Below are 20,260 nucleotides of genomic sequence, written 5' to 3' on the forward strand. Positions count from 1 at the left end.
CCAATAAAGTTTAATACATTCAGATATTGCCAGGAGGCTTCAGGTCGGGATGAGTTAGCAACAGTCGCTGAGAGCTATATTTTTTTTAGGTATAATCATTTACTTTTAGGTGGAAGATGTCTTATAATTGTAAGCGGATACAAAATAAAAAAGAGGTGGGTAAATGAGTAAAAAAGAAATAAATAAAGTAGTTGCCAGTAGCTATCAATTGTATATTAATGGAGAGTGGACAACAGGTAGTGGTAACAAAATGATTGCTAGTTACAATCCTAGTAATGGCGAAAAATTAGCAGAATTTGTTGATGCCACAAATGCAGATGTGGATCGAGCTGTAGAAGCAGCTCAAGAAGCGTTTCAGACATGGAAAGATGTTGACGTTGTAACAAGAAGCAATCTTTTGTTGAAAATTGCTGATTTGATTGAAGAAAATCAAGAACATTTGGCTATGGTGGAGACTTTAGATAATGGAAAACCGCTTCGGGAAACGCAATCGATTGATGTCCCTGCCAGTGCAGACCATTTTCGGTATTTTGCTAGTGTGATTCGTGGAGAAGAAGGGTCTGTCAAAGAATTTGATAAGGATACGTTATCCATTGTTGTGAAAGAACCCATTGGTGTTGTGGGTCAAATTATTCCGTGGAATTTCCCCTTATTAATGGGTGCTTGGAAATTAGCACCAGCGTTGGCAGCAGGTAATACGGTTGTGATTCATCCGTCCTCGAGCACATCATTAAGTCTGTTGGAATTGTTTAAAATTTTTGATCAAGTCTTGCCGAAAGGAGTAGTGAATTTAATCACCGGTCGTGGTTCTGATTCAGGAAATTATATGTTGGCACATCCAGGGTTTGATAAGCTAGCTTTTACAGGCTCAACAGAGGTGGGGTACACTGTCGCTAAAGCGGCGGCCGACCGCCTAATTCCAGCCACTTTAGAACTTGGCGGAAAATCAGCCAACATTATTTTTGAAGATGCCAATTGGGAACGTGCATTAGAAGGCGTGCAGTTAGGGATTTTATTCAATCAAGGGCAAGTTTGTTGTGCTGGGTCTCGTGTGTTCGTTCAGTCAGGTATTTATGATCAATTTGTAGAAGCTTTAAAGGAAAAATTTGAACAAGTGAACGTTGGTTTCCCGTGGGAAAAAGATGTTGAAATGGGCGCTCAGATCAATGAGCATCAATTGGAAGAAATTTTAAAATATGTCGAAATTGGTGTGAAGGAAGGAGCTACGCTGATTACTGGTGGGCAACGTTTAACAGAAAATGGGCTAGACAAGGGGGCGTTTTTAGCACCTACGTTATTAGCGAACGGCACGAATACAATGTGCGTGGCCCAAGAAGAAATCTTTGGTCCTGTTGCAACAGTGATTAAATTTGAAACGGAAGAAGAAGTCATTCGTTTAGCTAATGATTCTGAATATGGTCTAGGTGGTGCGGTCTTTTCTCAAGATATCAATGTGGCATTACGGGTTGCTCGTGGTGTACGGACAGGTCGGATGTGGGTCAACACATACAATCAATTGCCTGCGGGCGCGCCATTTGGCGGTTATAAAAAATCAGGAATTGGTCGAGAAACGCATAAATCAATGCTAGATGCTTATACGCAAATGAAAAATATTTACATTGTGACAAAAGAAGAAGCAGACGGACTGTATTAAGTAGTGTAGTGAATTTTAGATAACAAACTTATTTTTGGCTATTGTTATTTTCGAGCTAAACAAAACAATAATTTTTTGAAAAAGTTGAGTGATGAGTAAAGTAAAACAGATTAAAAGTAAAGCCTGGTGCAAAAATCACTTTGGATTTTTGTACCAGGCTTTAAAGCGGAGTAACAATAGTGGTCACTCTTGGTTGTTTTTAATTTTCGACTATTATAGAAGGAGTTATTTTGCTTCTTCTGCTTCAAATTTAGCAAAAGCTGTTTCAATAACTTCTTTTAATGCAGAAGCAGAAGCTTCCATTTTTTCTTGTTCAGCATCTGTTAATGGAATTTCAATGACTTGTTTAACGCCTTGGCGGTTGATGATCGCTGGTGCACCGATATAAATATCGTTTTGACCATATTCACCTTCTAAATAAACAGATAATGGTAACACAGAGTTTTCATCGTTTAGGATAGCTTTAGTGATACGCGCTAGTGCAACCGCGATTCCATAGAAAGTAGCTCCTTTTTTCTCGATGATTGTGTAAGCAGCGTCGCGTACGTTGAAGAATAAATTAACCATTGCTTCTTCATCGACGTCAGGATTATTTTTCACCCATTCGTAAATTTGTAAGCCAGCGACATTCGCATGTGACCAAACTGGGAATTCTGTATCTCCGTGTTCACCTAAGATGTAGGCATGGACATTTCGTGCATCAACGTCAACTAATTCGGCAATTGCTTGACGGAAACGAGCAGAATCTAGTGAAGTTCCTGAACCGATTACTCGTTCTTTCGGGAAGCCAGAGAATTTCCAAGTTGAATAAGTCAAAATATCAACTGGGTTTGCGGCAACTAAGAAGATACCGTTGAAACCAGAATCAACAATTGTTGTAACGATTTCTTTATTAATTTTCAAGTTTTTATGAACTAAGTCTAAACGAGTTTCGCCTGGTTTTTGAGGCGCGCCAGCTGTTAAGACAACTAAGTCTGCATCATGGCAATCGTCATAAGTAGCAGCATAGATTTTTTTAGGAGAAGTAAATGCTAATGCGTGAGATAAGTCCAACGCGTCTCCTTCAGTTTTTGGTACATTAATATCAATAATCCCAACTTCTTGAGCAATATTCTGAGTTACTAAAGCAAAGGCATAGCTAGAACCTACGGCACCGTCCCCGACTAAAATTACTTTTTGGTGATCTTTATTCCCTGCGGCTGCAGTCATGTGTACCATTCCTTCCTCTACATTCTTTTTCGTGAGCAACGAGTTTTTATTTCCTGTTGCTAAAGTGATAGTAACATGGTTTGTAAAAAATGTCACGAACTTTGATTGTAAAAATGATACAGTTTTCAGACCTGTTTCAAAATGGTAGCTCTTACATGTGCGTAATTTCACTATCTTACGCATATTTAAATTTCTAAAAAATTTTTTTACATCTTTCTTAATCTTCAAAGACTGCGAGTTTTTTTATTTCTATGGTATAATGAATAAAACTGGGTAGCGCATACGCTTCCCAGCCATTTTGTGTTGGCAAGCTTATAATCCAAGGAGAATGAAAGATGAAAGTAATCGTAGGACTGGGAAATCCCGGTAGTAAATACAAAGAAACAAAACACAACATTGGCTTTATTACGCTAGATGAAATTGCGTATCGGCAAAATGTTTCGTTTAATAATAGTAATTTTGAAGCAGATATTGCAGAGTTTTTTATAGGGACTGAGAAAGTATCGTTAGTGAAACCATTAACATTTATGAATGAATCAGGTCGCTCTGTTGGTCCGTTGTTGACCTACTTTGGGGTAGATGAGGAAGACTTGATTGTTATTTATGATGACTTAGACTTAGAGGTCGGTAAAATTCGTTTACGGCAAAAAGGTAGTGCTGGCGGCCACAATGGGATAAAAAGTCTGATTGCCCATTTAGGAACAAATGTCTTTCCTAGAATTAAAATTGGCATTGGTCGGCCCTCAAAAAATGATACAGTTATCCACCATGTACTAAGTACTTTTCCCAAAGAAACACACGAAGAGATGTTACTTGCTGTAAAAAAAGCAGCCGATGCCGCTTTATATGCATGTGAAGGACATACGTTTGTTGAAACAATGAATCAATTTAATGGAAAATAGCAGAAAGGAGGGCCCTTGTTTGAATATTATCGAACGAATTAGCCAAACAGAAATTGCTAAATCATGGCGCAGTCAACTAATGACAACAGGAACGCGCCAACTAATTACTGGGTTATCAGGCTCTGCTAAAACATTACTGATGGCAGGAGCTTTACAAAAGACGCATCAAAAAATTGTTATTGCGGTTCCAAACCTATACTATGCCAATCAATTAGTAGATGATTTTTTAAATATTTTACCTTCAGAACAAGTTCATCTATTTCCAGTAGATGAAGTGTTATCCGCCGAAATGGCCTTTTCTTCACCAGAAGCGCGCGCAGATCGAGTGAGTGCGTTAAATTTCCTGATGACAGCGAATGCAGGAATCGTGGTCGTACCAGTAGCTGGACTACGAAAGTATTTGCCAACGAAAGAAACGTGGCAAAATGCGCAACTTCATTGGGAAATCGGGACAGAAGTAGAACCTGAGATCCTCGCGCAACGCTTAGTGTTAATGGGCTATGAACGCCAATCGATGGTCGGAAAGCCTGGCGAATTTAGTATTCGCGGAAGCATTGTTGATGTCTATCCGCTAAATGCCGAATACCCTGTTCGGGTGGAACTGTTTGATGTTGAAATCGACTCAATCCGTTATTTTGAAGCGGATACTCAACGCTCATTAGAAAATCTTGAAGAAGTAATGATTTCACCAATGACTGATTTAGTATTCTCAAAGGCAGATATGAATCATGGCATGACGAGGTTACAAGATGCTCTAGAAAAACGTTTAGCGACAGCTAAAGATCAAACGGAGACCGATTTTTTAGAAGAATATTTTGGTCAGTTGCTGTCTTCTTGGGAACAAGGGATTCCTACAGAAAATGCTCACTATTATACAGATTTTCTGTACCAACAACAAACTACGCTGTTAGATTATTTACCAGAAAATAGTTTGCTTTTTGTGGATGATTATTCTCGTATGATGGAAACGGAGCGAGAAATCGCTAGAGAGGAAGCGGAATGGCAAACCCTGAAAATTGAAGAAATGCGCGTGTTTTCTGAACAAACTTTTGGCGTAGACTTTCATGATCAATTGCGAAAAACTGCACGAAATACGACCTTCTTTTCACTTTTTCAAAAAGGGATGGGGAATCTTCGTTTCCAAGAAGTCCATAATTTCCAATATCGTTCAATGCAACAATTCTTCGGTCAAATGCCGTTGCTAAAAGCGGAAGTGGACCGTTGGCAAAAGCAAAACCAAACGGTCGTTGTTTTTGTTCCTACGAAAGAACGGATTCAAAAAGTCGAAGAGCTATTTCAGGACTTTGACATACCTAGCGTAGTAAGCAATTGGGATCAGTTGTTAGATGGGCATGTCCAAATTGTCCAAGGGGCATTACAAACAGGGTTTGAATTACCTAAAAACAAGCTCGTGGCGATTACGGAAAAAGAAATTTTTCATACAACGACCAAAAAACGGGCACGTCGTCAAACAATCTCTAATGCGGAACGTTTGAAAAGTTATAGCGACTTAAAAACGGGCGATTATGTCGTTCATGCGAATCACGGGATTGGTAAATATATTGGTATGGAAACCTTAGAAGTTGATGGGGTCCATCAAGATTACATGACTATCTTGTACCAAAATGATGACAAGTTATTTATTCCAGTAACACAATTGAACTTGATTCAAAAGTTCGTTGCTTCCGAGTCTAAAACGCCGAAAATTAACAAGCTAGGCGGCAGTGAATGGACGAAAACCAAACGAAAAGTTGCTTCGAAAATTGAAGATATCGCGGATGATTTAATCTTACTTTATGCGACAAGAGAATCGGAAAAAGGCTATGCTTTTCCGCCAGATGATGCGTATCAAAAAGAATTTGAAGAGGCTTTTCCGTATTCTGAAACAGATGATCAATTACGTAGTGCTGCCGAAATTAAACACGACATGGAAAAATCTCGACCAATGGATCGTTTGTTAGTTGGCGATGTAGGGTTTGGTAAAACAGAAGTGGCTTTACGAGCGGCTTTCAAAGCTGTTAGCAACAATAAACAGGTTGCCTTTTTAGTGCCAACAACTATTTTAGCGCAACAACATTACGAAACGATTCAAGAGCGGTTTGAGGGCTTTCCTGTAGAAATTGGTTTATTAAGTCGTTTCCGCACGAAAAAACAGCAAAATGAAACAATTGAAAAAATTAAACATGGCCAAGTAGATATTGTGATTGGTACCCATCGTTTATTGTCGCAAGATATTAATTTTAGTGATTTAGGCTTGTTGATTATTGATGAGGAACAACGGTTTGGAGTGAAACATAAAGAACGACTAAAACAATTGCGTTCACAAGTGGATGTCTTGACGTTAACAGCAACGCCAATCCCAAGGACCCTTCATATGTCTATGTTAGGTGTCCGTGATTTATCCGTCATCGAAACCCCACCAGAGAATCGTTATCCGATCCAAACGTATGTCATGGAAAATAATCCTGGGGCGATTCGGGAAGCGATTGAGCGAGAAATGGCCCGAGATGGTCAAGTCTTTTATTTATACAATCGAGTAGATACGATTGAACGAAAAGTTGAAGAGTTACAAGCACTAGTTCCAGATGCACGAATTGCGTATGCACATGGTCAAATGACAGAAGTACAACTGGAGAATACTTTGTTTGATTTTATTGAAGGACAATATGATATATTAGTCACTACAACAATTATTGAAACAGGAGTAGATATTCCTAATGCTAATACCTTGTTTGTAGAAAATGCGGACTACATGGGCTTATCTACGTTGTATCAATTACGTGGTCGTGTGGGGCGTAGCAATCGAGTGGCCTATGCTTATTTTATGTACGAACAGCAAAAAATCCTAAACGAAGTTAGCGAGAAACGTTTAGAAGCAATTAAAGACTTTACGGAATTAGGTTCTGGGTTCAAAATTGCGATGCGTGACCTTTCCATTCGAGGGGCCGGAAACCTTCTTGGTGCCCAACAACATGGCTTCATTGATTCGGTTGGGTTTGATATGTACTCACAGATGTTATCTGAGGCAGTTGCTCGTAAACAAGGAAAAAATATCCAAGACCAAAAAACGTCTGTTGAAATTGATTTGGGCATTGATGCTTATATTCCAGGAACGTACATTACAGACGAACGACAAAAAATTGAAATTTATAAACGGATTCGTCAATTAGAAAATATGGATATGTACGAAGAATTAGAAGCGGACTTGTTAGACCGCTTTGGAGAGTATCCTGACGAAGTGGCGCATTTATTAACTACTGGCCGTATCAAAATGGATGGCGACCGTGCCTTGTTAGAAAGTATTCGTAAACGCGACCAAAAAGTCAAGTTTGTGTTAAGTAAAATTGGCACAAAAACATACTCTGTGGAGCAGTTGTTTGAAGCGTTATCGGCAACCAGCTTAAAAGCGGATCTAGCAGTTGAGAAAGAACAAATGACTATTTCCTTGAAGTTGCCGAAAGATTGTAAAGAAGCTGTTTGGATTCAAGAAATTGCTACTTTTACAACCGCATTGCGACAAGAAAAATACAAACATTCGCAAGAAACGGATTCCCTTTAAAAGGAGGCCTAGAAGATGGCACAAAAAGAAATGCAACGAATGATGCAAGGTGCCGTTGTGTTAACCATTGCTTCCTTCATTGCAAAAGTGTTGAGTGCGTTTTATCGCGTTCCTTTTCAGAACTTTGTAGGGGATGAAGGATTTTACGTGTATCAGCAAGTTTATCCAATCTATGGGATTGCGATGACATTAGCATTGTCAGGCTTACCGCAATTTATTTCCAAAATTGTTGCTGAACAACCAGATATTCGGAGTCAAAAACAAGTGTTGCGCCAACTATATCCCTATGTGTTATGGTTAGCGATTGCTTGTTGGGCCTTCTTTTTCTTTGGTAGTCAAGAAATTGCTATTAGTATGGGGGATGCTGCACTCCAACCATTAATGGAAGTTGTTTCCTTTACCTTTTTACTCGTTCCAATTCTTTCCTTCTATCGTGGGAATTTTCAAGGGCATTTGTTGATGGTGCCTAGTGGTATTTCACAGGTGATGGAACAGTTTGTGCGTGTCGGGGTTATTCTAGTAGCTGCGTTGTCCTATCATTACTTTGGTGGCTCCATTTACCAAACGGGGACGGTGGCCATGAGTGGTGCGTTGGCTGGCGGTGTCTTAGCGGTACTTGTCTTATGGTACTACAATCGAAAAATTCTTAGTGGAAGTACGGAATACTTGCATCAATGGAAGATTATGCCTCAAACCATAGGACTATTTAAACGTTTAATGATTGAGGGTGGTTTGGTCTCTTTATATAGTGCTTTTCTGATTCTATTTCAATTAATTGATTCCTTTAAAGTAAAAAATGCTCTCATGCTTTTCGGGCTCTCTGATTTAGCTGCGAAAGTTGACAAAGGGGTCTATGATAGAGGACAACCACTAGTTCAATTAGGATTGGTAATTGCTTTAGCTTTAAGCTCGACCTTTTTACCAGGTTTGACAAAATATTTTATGAAAAAAGACCGTCAACAATTTTTACAAGTTGCAAAAATCTTTTTGCGTCTTACCACAACCTTGGCATCGGCGGCTTCGATTGGTCTGATGATGTTATTGCCGTACATGAACTTTACACTTTTTAAAGATTATAAAGGCAATGATGTTTTAGGGGTGTATGTTTTATCCATCGCTTTTATGGCCATTATTCAGGCCTACCAAAGTATTGAACAAAGTCGCAATCGTTTTAAAGGTCCTTTAGTGGCAGCTGGTGTGGGCTTATTAGTGAAGTTACTGACAACGGGCTTTTTCACCATTCGTTGGGGAACATTAGGCGCTAGTTGGTCTACTATTCTTGGGTTACTAGCGACGTTATTCGTTTTAGTCCGACAATCGGATGCAGCGATTAATTGTTTTGTTCGAGAACGAAACTTTTTGAAAAAACTGTTGCTTAGTTTAGCAATCATGATGCTGTCATTACTGGTCTATCAAGGAATTATCTCCATCTTGTTCCAAGGTGTGCATCACCGAAGTCAAGCGTTTTTCGTTACAGTTATAGGTGTTGCAGTGGGCGGTACAGTTTTTATTAGCACCATCATTAAGTTAGAATTATTTACGATACGTGAATGGTTAAGTTTACCGTATGGCGCAAAAATTTTACGGATGAGACAAAAAAAATAAAAGAGGTGAATGTGATGCGGTTAGATAAATTTTTAAAAGTTTCTCGCATTATTAAAAGAAGAACAGTTGCCAAAGAAGTCGCTGATAAAGGCCGGATTCAAATCAACGGAGTCTTAGCCAAATCTTCTAGTACTGTGAAGATTGGTGACCTTGTCAAAATTCAATTTGGGAACAGAATTTTAGAAGTAGAAGTCCTGCAACTGAATGACTCTACGAAAAAAGAAGATGCCACAAAAATGTATGAGATAAAATCAGAAACACGCGTCTCTGAAGAATAAGCAGGTGAGGATGGAGCGCTTGGCAAGTTCATTGAAAAGATGAATATTCCAAGCGCTTCATCCTTTCAGCTTTTTAATGAAACAGACGCGCCGCTTTTGAAAAAAATTAATAAATCAACCGCTGTTATTTCGAAAGCAAAGAATATTTTAGAAAAAAGCTTGATTTTCTTTAACTTCTCTGAAATTAACATTAGACAAGGTTCTTAGATGTTGGTATAATAAAACGGACAATCCAAAGCGAGTGGAGCGAGACGATGGGAAAGAATGAAAAAAACTCGAAGAAAGTTGCGGCATTGGAAAATGACTACACGAAAGAACAGTATGTCGAATTCCAAAAACAACAGAAACAATTGATTTTTAGACGCAGACGCTTGGCAGCGATTTTTCTCGTGGCCTTCATTATTTTTGCCTTTTCTGGCATCCAATTGATGAAAGATTATCATCGCTTAGGTGCTTTCAAACAAGAACGAGCAGATGCAATTGCTGAATCCGTAGCAGTTGATAAGAAGGTCAAGGATCTAAAAAAAGACGTTGCTTTGTTAAAAGATGATGATTATGTGGCAAAATTAGCACGTAGCCGTTTCCTTCTCTCAAAAGAAGGCGAACAGATTTATCCCACACCAGAACAAATGAAAAAAACACAGACTTCTGGAGCGGAAGAAAGCAAGAGCAGTTCAGAAAAAAATAGTCAATCACAGTCTTCAACTGAAACAACTAAGTCTTCAGCTGAATAAACTGCAATTATAATTAGGGAAAAAATAGGAGGAACAATTTTTTTATGTCAATCGAAGTAGGAGCTAAATTGCCAGGAAAAGTGTCAGGGATTACTAACTTTGGTGCATTTATTGATTTAGGAGAAGGAAAAACTGGGTTAGTACACATCAGTGAAGTGTCTAATGGATTCGTTAAAGATATTCATGATGTATTAACAGTAGGTGACGAAGTAACAGTGAAAGTAACCTCAGTTGGTGACGACGGCAAAATTGGCTTATCGATCCGTAAAGCACAAGAGCCAGCAGAAGGGCAACAACCAAAACGTGAATTTCAACGTCGTGAAAACAATTATGAGAATCGTGACCGTAATCCACGCGCAGGGGGCAAAAAGCCTTTCAATAAACCACAAGCAAATAACAATAACAATAAACAAGATTTTGACTCATTGATGAGCTCTTTCTTGAAAGATAGTGATGACCGTTTATCTTCATTAAAACGTAATACTGAAGGCAAACGTGGCGGACGTGGCGGACGTCGCGGCTAAGCACAAACAAATAGGGGGACTGGGGATAACGAATGGGTTATTTCTCGGTTCCTCTTTTATTCTAAGGAAGAAAGAAGGGCGAACAATGTTTTGGCAGTTTTATAAACGAGGAAAAGAACAAGGATTTTGGCAACCGCATCAAACAATCGTGGTCGCTGTTTCTGGTGGTGTAGACTCCATGGCCCTTTTGACGTTAATGGAACAGGTGGCAGAAAAAGAACAGTTACAATTGGTTGTTGCACATGTCAATCATCAATTGCGAGAAGCGTCGGCACAGGAAGCGCAATATCTCGCTACCTATTGTCAGCAGCGAGAGCTAACGTATTATGAAACACGTTGGGAAGACCCTGAAAAGCAACGGAATTTAGAAGCGAAAGCGCGCACATTTCGTTATGAATTTTTTAAAGAAGTCATGGAAATTGAAGGTGCGGCGGTCTTAATGACGGCACATCATCTAGACGATCAAGCGGAAACGATTTTAATGAAACTGATTCGAGGAACTAATTTTTCCCATTCCGCAGGCATTAAAGAGAGACGTCCTTTTGCGACAGGGGAATTGATTCGTCCGTTACTCATTTATCCAAAAGAAGAATTGTATCAATTTGCACAGCGCCAAGCATTCGTTTATTTTGAGGACGAAACGAACCAAACCAATGAATATTTGAGAAATCGGCTCCGTAATCAGGTTTTGCCGCTATTAAAGCAGGAAAATCCGCAATTCTTAGATCAGATTGCTTCTTTTAGTAATGAACAACGTTTTGCCCAAGAATTTATTCAAGAACAAATTGAGCCTCAATTATCTGAAGCCGTAGAACCGACCAAACAAGGATGGCGCATTCCTTTGAAGAGATTATTAAAAGAAACGCCTGCGTACCAGCACTTCTTTTTAACCGCGTTTTTCCAAAAAACATTAGTGCCATTAGGGGTTTCGTTAAACCAACGCCAGATGACACAAATTTTAAAAGTTTTGAATGATGAACGGCAACCGCAAGGCTCGGTTATGTTAGAACAGCAATGGCAACTAGCTAAAAGTTATGATTGGCTATGCTTAGAACAAAAACAGGCTGCACTGCGAGAAGAAGTTACACATTTATTAGTACCTGGCGCGGGGATTTATTTATCGGAAACCGAGTGGCTAGGATTAATTGCGACAGACAAACCGTTTCCTCTTCCTGAAGAGATTAATCAATGGACGGGTCAGTTGTTAGCAATCCCGTTGACAACAGCCACACCTTTGACCGTTCGTCATCGCCAAAGTGGTGATCGGATTACATTAAAACCAGGGTTTACGAAAAAATTAAGCAGAGTTTTTATTGATCAAAAAGTGCCAAATGAAGCGAGAGAGAGTGCTTGGGTCATTACGGATGAGCAAGAGGAAATCATTTGGGTACCAAAATTTGCAAATTCCTATTTGAGTATTCCTTTAGAAACTGATAAAATACACTACAGACTCCTTTTTAAGACAAAGGAGTAATGCTGAAAGGAGCGCACTATGATAGAAAAAGATATTGAGAAAGTCCTAATCTCCAAAGAAGAAATTCTTGCGAAGTCTGCAGAGCTTGGCAAGCAACTGACAGAAGAATATCAAGGGAAAAATCCTTTAGTGGTCGGTATTTTAAAAGGTGCAGTACCATTTATGGCTGATTTGACTCGTGAAATCAATACTTATTTAGAATTGGACTTTATGGATGTATCTAGCTACGGCAACGCGACAGTTTCTTCAGGCGAAGTAAAAATTGTCAAAGACTTAGACACAAATGTCGAAGGTAGACATATTTTAATCGTAGAAGATATCATCGATAGTGGTCGTACATTAGCGTATTTAGTAGATTTGTTTAGATACCGTAAAGCTGCATCTGTGAAAATTGTTACCTTATTAGATAAACCAGAAGGCCGTGTAGTAGACATTAAAGCTGACTACGTAGGGTTTGATGTGCCCAATGAGTTTGTGGTCGGTTACGGATTAGACTATGCAGAAACGTACCGCAACTTGCCTTATATTGGCGTTTTAAAACCTGAAGTTTACGAATCAAATTAATATCTATCAAGGAATTAATTGTGTTACAATGTAAAGGTCAGGATTGATAAAAGAATAACATGAATTGTAATGATGAGCATAAGGAGGACAGGCATGAACAAAAAGAATAATGGCATGAAAAATGGTTTATACTACGTCTTAGTAGTACTTGCCATGGTCATGGTTGTCTATTTCATTTTTGGAAATAACAACCAACAATCGCCAGACATCGATTACTCAACCTTCCAACAACAATTGGAAGACGGAAAAGTCAAAGACATGACCATTCAACCAACCAATGGGGTTTACCGGATTGAAGGTCAGTATAAAGAAAAACAAGAAGTGAAAGACACAGGTGGTCTGTCATTGTGGGGCTCAACGCAAGCGTCGTCAAAAGGCTTCACAACAACCGTTTTACCTAGTGATACAACCTTAGCTGGCATTCAAGATGCGGCACAAAATAACAAGGTGAAGCTAGTTGTCAAAGAACAATCAACAAGTGGTGCTTGGTTGTCACTGTTGTTTAGTTTCTTACCATTAGTGATTATTTTCTTCTTCTTCTACATGATGATGAGCCAACAAGGCGGTGGCGGTGGCGGCGGTGGCCGTGTGATGAACTTCGGTAAATCCAAAGCCAAAGAAGCCGATAAAAAAGCTAACCGTGTCCGCTTCTCAGATGTAGCTGGTGCGGAAGAAGAAAAACAAGAATTAGTTGAAGTAGTGGAATTCTTAAAAGATCCACGTCGTTTCGCTGAATTAGGCGCACGGATTCCTGCGGGCGTACTATTAGAAGGACCTCCAGGGACTGGTAAAACGTTACTTGCTAAAGCCGTAGCAGGTGAAGCAGGTGTGCCATTTTACTCAATCTCAGGTTCAGATTTCGTTGAAATGTTTGTCGGGGTCGGTGCTAGCCGTGTCCGGGATTTATTTGAAACAGCGAAGAAAAACGCGCCTGCGATTATCTTTATCGATGAAATCGATGCAGTTGGTCGTCAACGTGGTGCTGGTATGGGTGGCGGACACGACGAACGTGAACAAACCCTTAACCAATTATTAGTTGAGATGGATGGTTTTGATGGCAATGAAGGAGTTATCGTAATTGCTGCAACGAACCGTTCAGACGTGTTAGACCCAGCGTTGTTACGTCCAGGTCGTTTTGACCGCCAAATCTTGGTAGGACGTCCAGATGTCAAAGGTCGTGAAGCGATTTTACGTGTTCATGCGAAAAACAAACCGTTAGCTGATGACGTTGATTTGAAAGTTGTTGCACAACAAACACCAGGTTTTGCTGGTGCTGATTTAGAAAATGTCTTAAACGAAGCAGCCTTAGTTGCCGCTCGTCGTAACAAGAAAAAAATTGATGCTTCTGATGTGGATGAAGCCGAAGACCGCGTAATTGCTGGTCCAGCTAAAAAAGATCGCGTGATTAATAAAAAAGAACGCGAAATGGTGGCTTACCATGAAGCCGGACACACAATCGTTGGTTTAGTCTTAAGCCGTGCCCGTGTTGTCCATAAAGTAACAATTATCCCTCGTGGTCGCGCAGGCGGTTATATGATTGCTTTACCAAAAGAAGATCAATTCTTAATGACTAAAGAAGATATGTTTGAACAAATCGTTGGCTTACTTGGTGGACGTACAGCAGAAGAAATTATCTTTGGCGTTCAATCAACAGGGGCTTCAAATGACTTTGAACAAGCAACAGGGATTGCCCGTAGCATGGTAACTGAATATGGAATGAGCGACAAATTAGGACCTGTTCAATATGAAGGAAACCATCAAGTCTTTGTCGGTCGTGATTATGGTCAAACAAAAGCTTACTCAGAACAAGTGGCGTTTGAAATCGATCAGGAAGTTCGCCGTATCTTAATGGATGCTCATACAAAAGCGCATGAAATTATCGAAGCGCACCGTGAACAACATAAACTAATCGCTGAAAAACTATTAGAATATGAAACATTAGATGCAAAAGCAATCAAATCATTATTTGAAACAGGTAAAATGCCTGAAGGTGCTGACAGCGACTATCCTAGTGAAAAAGAAGCGCAAACATTCGAAGAAGCAAAACGTGCTTTAGAAGAAAAAGAAGCGCAAAAACAAGTTGAAGAAAAACAAGACTTTGAAGAAGCGAAAAAAGAATTACATGATGAAGCAGAAGAAGTCAAAGTAGAAAGCGAACAAACAGAAAAAGAAGTCCAATCTGAAGAGAAAAAAGATTCAGATTCCAATTCTGAATATGATCGCAATAACTACGAAGATCGTTATAAATAACCAATTAGTAGAAGGTGCAGTATTTGTCGAGTTGACGAATACTGCACCTTCTATAATATTAAGATATTCTATAGAAGGAAGATTATTTGGTTGAAAAAACACCTGATTCCTAGTATTATCTGACTAATGGACAAAAAAGCACCAAGAGAAGAGGAAAAAGAATGGAAGATTATTTAGTAAAAGCCCTTTGTTATAAAGGTTCAATTCGAGCATATGCCATCAGTGCCACTGAAACTGTTAGCGAAGCGCAAAGAAGACATGATACATGGAGTTCTTCTACCGCAGCGTTAGGGCGCACATTGATTGGAGCCCTTTTACTAGGAGCGACTTTAAAAGGTGACGATAAATTAACTGTAAAAGTACAAGGAAATGGCCCAGCTGGCGCTATTATTGTCGATAGTAATGGCCGTGGAGAAACAAAAGGCTACATTAAAAATCCACATGTCAGCTTAAAGTTGAATGCAACAGGTAAAATTGATGTACGTGGTGCTGTCGGTAACGAAGGAATTTTCACAGTCATTAAAGATTTAGGATTAAAAGAAACCTTTTCTGGACAAACACCTATTGTTTCTGGTGAAATCGGTGAAGACTTTACATATTTTATGGCGGTCTCTGAACAAGTTCCTTCAGCTATCGGTTTAGGTGTATTGGTGGACACGGATGAATCTGTGAAAGCAGCCGGTGGTTTTATGATTCAAGTAATGCCAGGTGCCGATGAAAGTACCATTGATTTTATTGAACAGCGTCTAGCGGAAGTACCACCAATTTCACAATTACTAGAAAATGGAGAAACACCTGAACAAGTCTTGTATCGCTTATTGGGAGAAGACGAAGTAGAAATTTTAGAAAAAATGCCTGTACAATTTAAATGTGACTGTTCCAAAGAAAAATTTGCGACCGCTTTGATTGCTGTTGGGATCGATGAATTAAATGCGATGATTGATGAAGATCATGGAGCAGAAGCAGTTTGTCAATTCTGTAACAATAAATATCACTATAGTGAAGAAGAATTAATTGAACTTCGCGATGAAGCGATTCGCAATACGAAACAAAAGTAGGAGGAAAGACTATGTGGAAAATTGGAGACGTTGAAATCCCCAACCGTGTTGTCGTAGCTCCGATGGCGGGTATTAGTAACGCTGCTTTTCGTGTGACTGTAAAAGAATTTGGCGCAGGATTAGTCGTTTGTGAAATGATTAGTGATAAAGGAATTAAATTAAGAAACAAAAAAACCTTAGAAATGCTATATATTGATGAGCGAGAATATCCTTTAAGTGTACAAATTTTTGGTGGAGATAAAGAAACATTAGTGGAAGCTGCTAAGTTTGTGGAAGAAAATACGCAAGCGGCGATTATTGATATTAACATGGGTTGCCCTGTCAATAAAATAATTAAAGCTGAAGCTGGTGCGAAATGGTTGCTGGATCCGAATAAAGTGCATGAGATGGTTCACGCAGTCTCTTCGGCAGTTTCTTTGCCTGTCACTGTAAAAATGCGAACAGGCTGGGATGAAGATCATCTATATGCTGTAGACAACGCTTTGGCTGCCGAACAAGCAGGGGCTTCGGCCATTGCTATGCATGGTCGGACACGTGTCCAAATGTATGAAGGGACAGCCAACTGGGACGTTTTAAAGGAAGTGAAAAAGCATTTAACCATTCCTTTTATGGGAAATGGCGATGTCAAAACGCCTGAAGATGCTAAACGCATGTTAGAATATGTTGGAGCGGATGGTGTGATGATTGGTCGAGCTGCTTTGGGCAATCCTTGGATGATTCAACGGACGAAAGAATACTTGGAAACGGGCGAATTGATGCCTGAGCCTTCACCAGCTGAAAAAATTAACATTGCAAAAGTTCATTTACAACGATTAGTGGATTTAAAAGGTGAAAAAATTGCGGTCCGTGAGTTTCGCCAACATGCTTCTTACTATCTAAAAGGAATTTCGCGAGCAGCCAAAGTGAAAGTTGCGATTAACCAAGTTGAAACACAACAAGCAGTTGTCGATTTACTTGATGCCTTTGTAGAGAAGATTTCCAAAGTTGCTGTAACTACTATAGAAGAATAAAAAATTCAAGCCGAAAGTAAAATTCGGCTTGCTTTTTTTCGAATTACTGTGGCATTATTAGGATAGGTTAAAATCAAGAATGGAGGAACAACAGTGGCAGAAGAACAACAAGCGCATTTAGAGGATTTAAATGATCAAATGCTCGTGCGCCGCGAAAAAATGGAAGCTTTACGTGAAGAAGGGATTGATCCTTTCGGTAAACGTTTCGATCGCACTCATAATTCAGCAGAACTTCATGAACAATATGATAATCATACAAAAGAAGAACTTAGTGAAATGAATACAGAAGTCAGCGTTGCTGGACGTATGATGACAAAACGTGGTAAAGGAAAAGCTGGTTTCGCCCATTTGCAAGACCGTGAAGGCCAAATTCAAATTTATGTTCGGAAGGACCAAGTTGGAGACGAAGCCTATGAACTATTTAAACATGCTGACTTAGGCGACTTCTTTGGTGTGACAGGTCAAGTAATGAAAACCAATACGGGGGAAGTTACTGTTAAAGCTCAAACAATTACGTTATTAACTAAAGCTTTGCGTCCATTGCCAGATAAATACCATGGATTAACGAATGTGGAACAACGCTATCGTCAACGCTATTTGGATTTAATCAGTAACAAAGAAAGCTTTGATCGTTTCATGAAACGCAGTCAAATTATTAGCGAAATCCGTCGTTATCTAGATGGCAATGGCTATGTCGAAGTAGAAACGCCTGTCTTGCATAACGAAGCAGGAGGAGCTGCTGCTCGTCCATTTATCACACACCATAATGCATTAGATATGGACTTATACTTACGCATTGCCCTAGAGTTACATTTAAAACGTTTAATTGTCGGTGGCATGGAAAAAGTATATGAAATTGGTCGTGTCTTCCGTAATGAAGGAATCGATACCACTCATAACCCAGAATTTACAATGCTAGAAGCTTATACCGCTTATACTGATTATCAAGATGTGATGGATTTAACAGAGGGAATTATTCGTAATGCTGCGGAAAAAGTCTTAGGAACTACTGATATCACGTACGATGGTCAAGCGGTTGACTTAGGAAGTCCTTTCAAACGTCTACACATGGTAGATGCGGTCAAAGAACAAACGGGCGTAGATTTTTGGCAAGAGATGACGATAGAAGAAGCCCGTGCGTTGGCTAAAGAACATAATGTTGAAATTACAGATGCGATGACAGTCGGTCATATCATTAATGAATTTTTCGAAACATTTGTAGAAGATACATTGCAACAACCAACATTTATTTATGGTCACCCAGTAGCTGTTTCACCATTAGCGAAGAAAAATCCAGAAGATGGTCGTTTCACTGACCGCTTTGAACTATTTATTATCGGAAAAGAGTTTGCTAATGCATTTACAGAATTAAATGATCCAATTGACCAACGTGAACGTTTTGAAGAACAAGAAAAAGAACGGGAACAAGGAAATGATGAAGCACACGGAGTAGATGAAGATTTCATCGAAGCCTTAGAATATGGCTTGCCACCAACCGGAGGATTAGGTATTGGGATTGATCGACTAGTTATGTTATTAACCGATGCTCAATCAATTCGTGATGTATTATTATTCCCAACAATGAGATAAAAAAAGATGCCCTTAAGGGCATCTTTTTTTTGTATTCGCAAAAAATTAAATAAAAAAAGAATAGAAAAACAATTGAAACCAATTCTTTTTTTCTAAAAAAATCGAAGATGAGTAATAAAAAGAATGGGTAATCTGATAAAAAAACGAACTTTATCTAATCGGATAAGAAAGAATAATCGGTATTGAAAAAAAGTTTAAAAAAAGTGAAAATAATGATTGACCAATGCTTGAAATCTTGGTATATTATTACATGTCGCAAGGCGAGTCACACAGCTGAGCGATTCAGAAATCAATAATTAAATAACAATTCTTGATTTCAAATATCTCGAAAAAAGTTTGAAAAAACAACAAAAAAAGTTGTTGACAAATAACAAGCGAGATGATAAGATATAGAAGTTGTCACAACAGACAACAACAACCGAGCAAAACAACTTAAAAAACTTTTTTAAAAAAGTTCTTGACATTCAAACGAAAGTTTGTTATGATATAAAAGTTGCTGCGAGGTAACGTAGACCTTTGAAAACTGAACAAAGAATAGACGAACCAAATGTGTAGGGCGTCTTGATTCAATTCAAGACAACAAACATTTTTAACAAGCAAGCAATATGCTAGCAAACAAATTGAGCTTAACAATCGCAAGATTGTTCTAACTTTTATTATGAGAGTTTGATCCTGGCTCAGGACGAACGCTGGCGGCGTGCCTAATACATGCAAGTCGAACGCTTCTTTCCTCCCGAGTGCTTGCACTCAATTGGAAAGAGGAGTGGCGGACGGGTGAGTAACACGTGGGTAACCTACCCATCAGAGGGGGATAACACTTGGAAACAGGTGCTAATACCGCATAACAGTTTATGCCGCATGGCATAAGAGTGAAAGGCGCTTTCGGGTGTCGCTGATGGATGGACCCGCGGTGCATTAGCTAGTTGGTGAGGTAACGGCTCACCAAGGCCACGATGCATAGCCGACCTGAGAGGGTGATCGGCCACACTGGGACTGAGACACGGCCCAGACTCCTACGGGAGGCAGCAGTAGGGAATCTTCGGCAATGGACGAAAGTCTGACCGAGCAACGCCGCGTGAGTGAAGAAGGTTTTCGGATCGTAAAACTCTGTTGTTAGAGAAGAACAAGGACGTTAGTAACTGAACGTCCCCTGACGGTATCTAACCAGAAAGCCACGGCTAACTACGTGCCAGCAGCCGCGGTAATACGTAGGTGGCAAGCGTTGTCCGGATTTATTGGGCGTAAAGCGAGCGCAGGCGGTTTCTTAAGTCTGATGTGAAAGCCCCCGGCTCAACCGGGGAGGGTCATTGGAAACTGGGAGACTTGAGTGCAGAAGAGGAGAGTGGAATTCCATGTGTAGCGGTGAAATGCGTAGATATATGGAGGAACACCAGTGGCGAAGGCGGCTCTCTGGTCTGTAACTGACGCTGAGGCTCGAAAGCGTGGGGAGCAAACAGGATTAGATACCCTGGTAGTCCACGCCGTAAACGATGAGTGCTAAGTGTTGGAGGGTTTCCGCCCTTCAGTGCTGCAGCAAACGCATTAAGCACTCCGCCTGGGGAGTACGACCGCAAGGTTGAAACTCAAAGGAATTGACGGGGGCCCGCACAAGCGGTGGAGCATGTGGTTTAATTCGAAGCAACGCGAAGAACCTTACCAGGTCTTGACATCCTTTGACCACTCTAGAGATAGAGCTTTCCCTTCGGGGACAAAGTGACAGGTGGTGCATGGTTGTCGTCAGCTCGTGTCGTGAGATGTTGGGTTAAGTCCCGCAACGAGCGCAACCCTTATTGTTAGTTGCCATCATTTAGTTGGGCACTCTAGCGAGACTGCCGGTGACAAACCGGAG

At 39.9% G+C, this 20,260-nt stretch carries 15 protein-coding genes and 1 rRNA gene (1 of these 16 cut by a window edge); 15 read left to right on the plus strand and 1 reads right to left on the minus strand.

Annotation, left to right across the window (positions count from 1 at the left end; genetic code table 11):
• Positions 1–163 precede the first annotated feature (163 nt).
• Positions 164–1,654 carry an aldehyde dehydrogenase family protein gene (locus tag IGJ20_RS01000; RefSeq protein ID WP_002363446.1) on the plus strand — a complete coding sequence of 497 codons (1,491 nt, stop codon included), beginning with the start codon at positions 164–166 and terminating at the stop codon, positions 1,652–1,654.
• Between the two features lie 225 nt (positions 1,655–1,879).
• On the opposite strand, the gene IGJ20_RS01005 is transcribed toward IGJ20_RS01000, so the two are convergent.
• A complete protein-coding gene (locus tag IGJ20_RS01005; RefSeq protein WP_002356251.1) occupies positions 1,880–2,863 on the minus strand; it encodes an L-lactate dehydrogenase in 984 nt (327 codons plus the stop codon).
• Positions 2,864–3,198: 335 nt separating this feature from the next.
• On the opposite strand from IGJ20_RS01005, the gene pth reads away from it, so the two are divergent.
• The 14 genes from pth to IGJ20_RS01075 all read left to right on the plus strand — a co-directional run.
• Positions 3,199–3,765, plus strand: coding sequence for an aminoacyl-tRNA hydrolase (gene pth / locus IGJ20_RS01010; RefSeq protein WP_202522279.1), 567 nt, complete (start codon positions 3,199–3,201; stop codon positions 3,763–3,765).
• A gap of 19 nt (positions 3,766–3,784) precedes the next feature.
• Entirely contained in the window at positions 3,785–7,324 is a 3,540-nt protein-coding gene (gene mfd, locus IGJ20_RS01015; RefSeq protein ID WP_407027255.1) for a transcription-repair coupling factor, read from the plus strand.
• 15 nt (positions 7,325–7,339) lie between these two features.
• Positions 7,340–8,929: a putative polysaccharide biosynthesis protein gene (locus IGJ20_RS01020; protein WP_016626546.1), complete on the plus strand. Its 1,590-nt coding sequence runs from the start codon at positions 7,340–7,342 to the stop codon at positions 8,927–8,929.
• A 14-nt stretch (positions 8,930–8,943) separates the two neighbouring features.
• Positions 8,944–9,207, plus strand: a complete 264-nt coding sequence (locus IGJ20_RS01025) for an RNA-binding S4 domain-containing protein (protein ID WP_002356255.1) — start codon at positions 8,944–8,946, stop codon at positions 9,205–9,207.
• A gap of 39 nt (positions 9,208–9,246) precedes the next feature.
• Positions 9,247–9,414 carry a hypothetical protein gene (locus tag IGJ20_RS01030; protein WP_002368544.1) on the plus strand — a complete coding sequence of 56 codons (168 nt, stop codon included), beginning with the start codon at positions 9,247–9,249 and terminating at the stop codon, positions 9,412–9,414.
• Between the two features lie 47 nt (positions 9,415–9,461).
• Entirely contained in the window at positions 9,462–9,941 is a 480-nt protein-coding gene (locus IGJ20_RS01035) for an FtsB family cell division protein (protein ID WP_002356257.1), read from the plus strand.
• 44 nt (positions 9,942–9,985) lie between these two features.
• The gene (locus IGJ20_RS01040) at positions 9,986–10,465 is read left to right on the plus strand and encodes a S1 domain-containing RNA-binding protein (protein ID WP_002356258.1); all 480 of its coding nucleotides are present in this window, start codon (positions 9,986–9,988) and stop codon (positions 10,463–10,465) included.
• An 85-nt stretch (positions 10,466–10,550) separates the two neighbouring features.
• A complete protein-coding gene (tilS, locus tag IGJ20_RS01045; RefSeq protein ID WP_002379219.1) occupies positions 10,551–11,939 on the plus strand; it encodes a tRNA lysidine(34) synthetase TilS in 1,389 nt (462 codons plus the stop codon).
• Between the two features lie 18 nt (positions 11,940–11,957).
• Entirely contained in the window at positions 11,958–12,503 is a 546-nt protein-coding gene (gene hpt / locus IGJ20_RS01050; RefSeq protein ID WP_002356260.1) for a hypoxanthine phosphoribosyltransferase, read from the plus strand.
• A 93-nt stretch (positions 12,504–12,596) separates the two neighbouring features.
• Positions 12,597–14,753: an ATP-dependent zinc metalloprotease FtsH gene (gene ftsH / locus IGJ20_RS01055; protein ID WP_002363441.1), complete on the plus strand. Its 2,157-nt coding sequence runs from the start codon at positions 12,597–12,599 to the stop codon at positions 14,751–14,753.
• 161 nt (positions 14,754–14,914) lie between these two features.
• A complete protein-coding gene (gene hslO, locus IGJ20_RS01060; protein WP_002359370.1) occupies positions 14,915–15,811 on the plus strand; it encodes an Hsp33 family molecular chaperone HslO in 897 nt (298 codons plus the stop codon).
• Between the two features lie 11 nt (positions 15,812–15,822).
• Positions 15,823–16,821, plus strand: a complete 999-nt coding sequence (dusB, locus tag IGJ20_RS01065) for a tRNA dihydrouridine synthase DusB (RefSeq protein WP_002356263.1) — start codon at positions 15,823–15,825, stop codon at positions 16,819–16,821.
• 93 nt (positions 16,822–16,914) lie between these two features.
• Positions 16,915–18,411 (plus strand): lysine--tRNA ligase, encoded by a 1,497-nt coding sequence (gene lysS / locus IGJ20_RS01070; protein WP_002359372.1) that lies wholly within the window; start codon positions 16,915–16,917, stop codon positions 18,409–18,411.
• Between the two features lie 654 nt (positions 18,412–19,065).
• Positions 19,066–20,260: ribosomal RNA gene (locus tag IGJ20_RS01075) — 16S ribosomal RNA — on the plus strand; it runs 366 nt beyond the window's last position.

Origin of the sequence: Enterococcus sp. DIV0294 (assembly GCF_050558155.1) — a bacterium.
In the GTDB taxonomy this organism is placed as follows: domain Bacteria; phylum Bacillota; class Bacilli; order Lactobacillales; family Enterococcaceae; genus Enterococcus; species Enterococcus faecalis.

Bases quoted from the DNA above. Each gene is read 5' to 3' on its own strand.
- hslO (WP_002359370.1), top strand. From the start codon at position 14,915: ATGGAAGATTATTTAGTAAAAGCCCTTTGTTATAAAGGTTCAATTCGA.
- IGJ20_RS01005 (WP_002356251.1), bottom strand. From the start codon at position 2,863: ATGACTGCAGCCGCAGGGAATAAAGATCACCAAAAAGTAATTTTAGTC.
- IGJ20_RS01025 (WP_002356255.1), top strand. From the start codon at position 8,944: ATGCGGTTAGATAAATTTTTAAAAGTTTCTCGCATTATTAAAAGAAGA.
- dusB (WP_002356263.1), top strand. From the start codon at position 15,823: ATGTGGAAAATTGGAGACGTTGAAATCCCCAACCGTGTTGTCGTAGCT.
- IGJ20_RS01020 (WP_016626546.1), top strand. From the start codon at position 7,340: ATGGCACAAAAAGAAATGCAACGAATGATGCAAGGTGCCGTTGTGTTA.
- pth (WP_202522279.1), top strand. From the start codon at position 3,199: ATGAAAGTAATCGTAGGACTGGGAAATCCCGGTAGTAAATACAAAGAA.
- tilS (WP_002379219.1), top strand. From the start codon at position 10,551: ATGTTTTGGCAGTTTTATAAACGAGGAAAAGAACAAGGATTTTGGCAA.
- IGJ20_RS01030 (WP_002368544.1), top strand. From the start codon at position 9,247: ATGAATATTCCAAGCGCTTCATCCTTTCAGCTTTTTAATGAAACAGAC.
- IGJ20_RS01000 (WP_002363446.1), top strand. From the start codon at position 164: ATGAGTAAAAAAGAAATAAATAAAGTAGTTGCCAGTAGCTATCAATTG.
- hpt (WP_002356260.1), top strand. From the start codon at position 11,958: ATGATAGAAAAAGATATTGAGAAAGTCCTAATCTCCAAAGAAGAAATT.
- IGJ20_RS01040 (WP_002356258.1), top strand. From the start codon at position 9,986: ATGTCAATCGAAGTAGGAGCTAAATTGCCAGGAAAAGTGTCAGGGATT.
- IGJ20_RS01035 (WP_002356257.1), top strand. From the start codon at position 9,462: ATGGGAAAGAATGAAAAAAACTCGAAGAAAGTTGCGGCATTGGAAAAT.
- ftsH (WP_002363441.1), top strand. From the start codon at position 12,597: ATGAACAAAAAGAATAATGGCATGAAAAATGGTTTATACTACGTCTTA.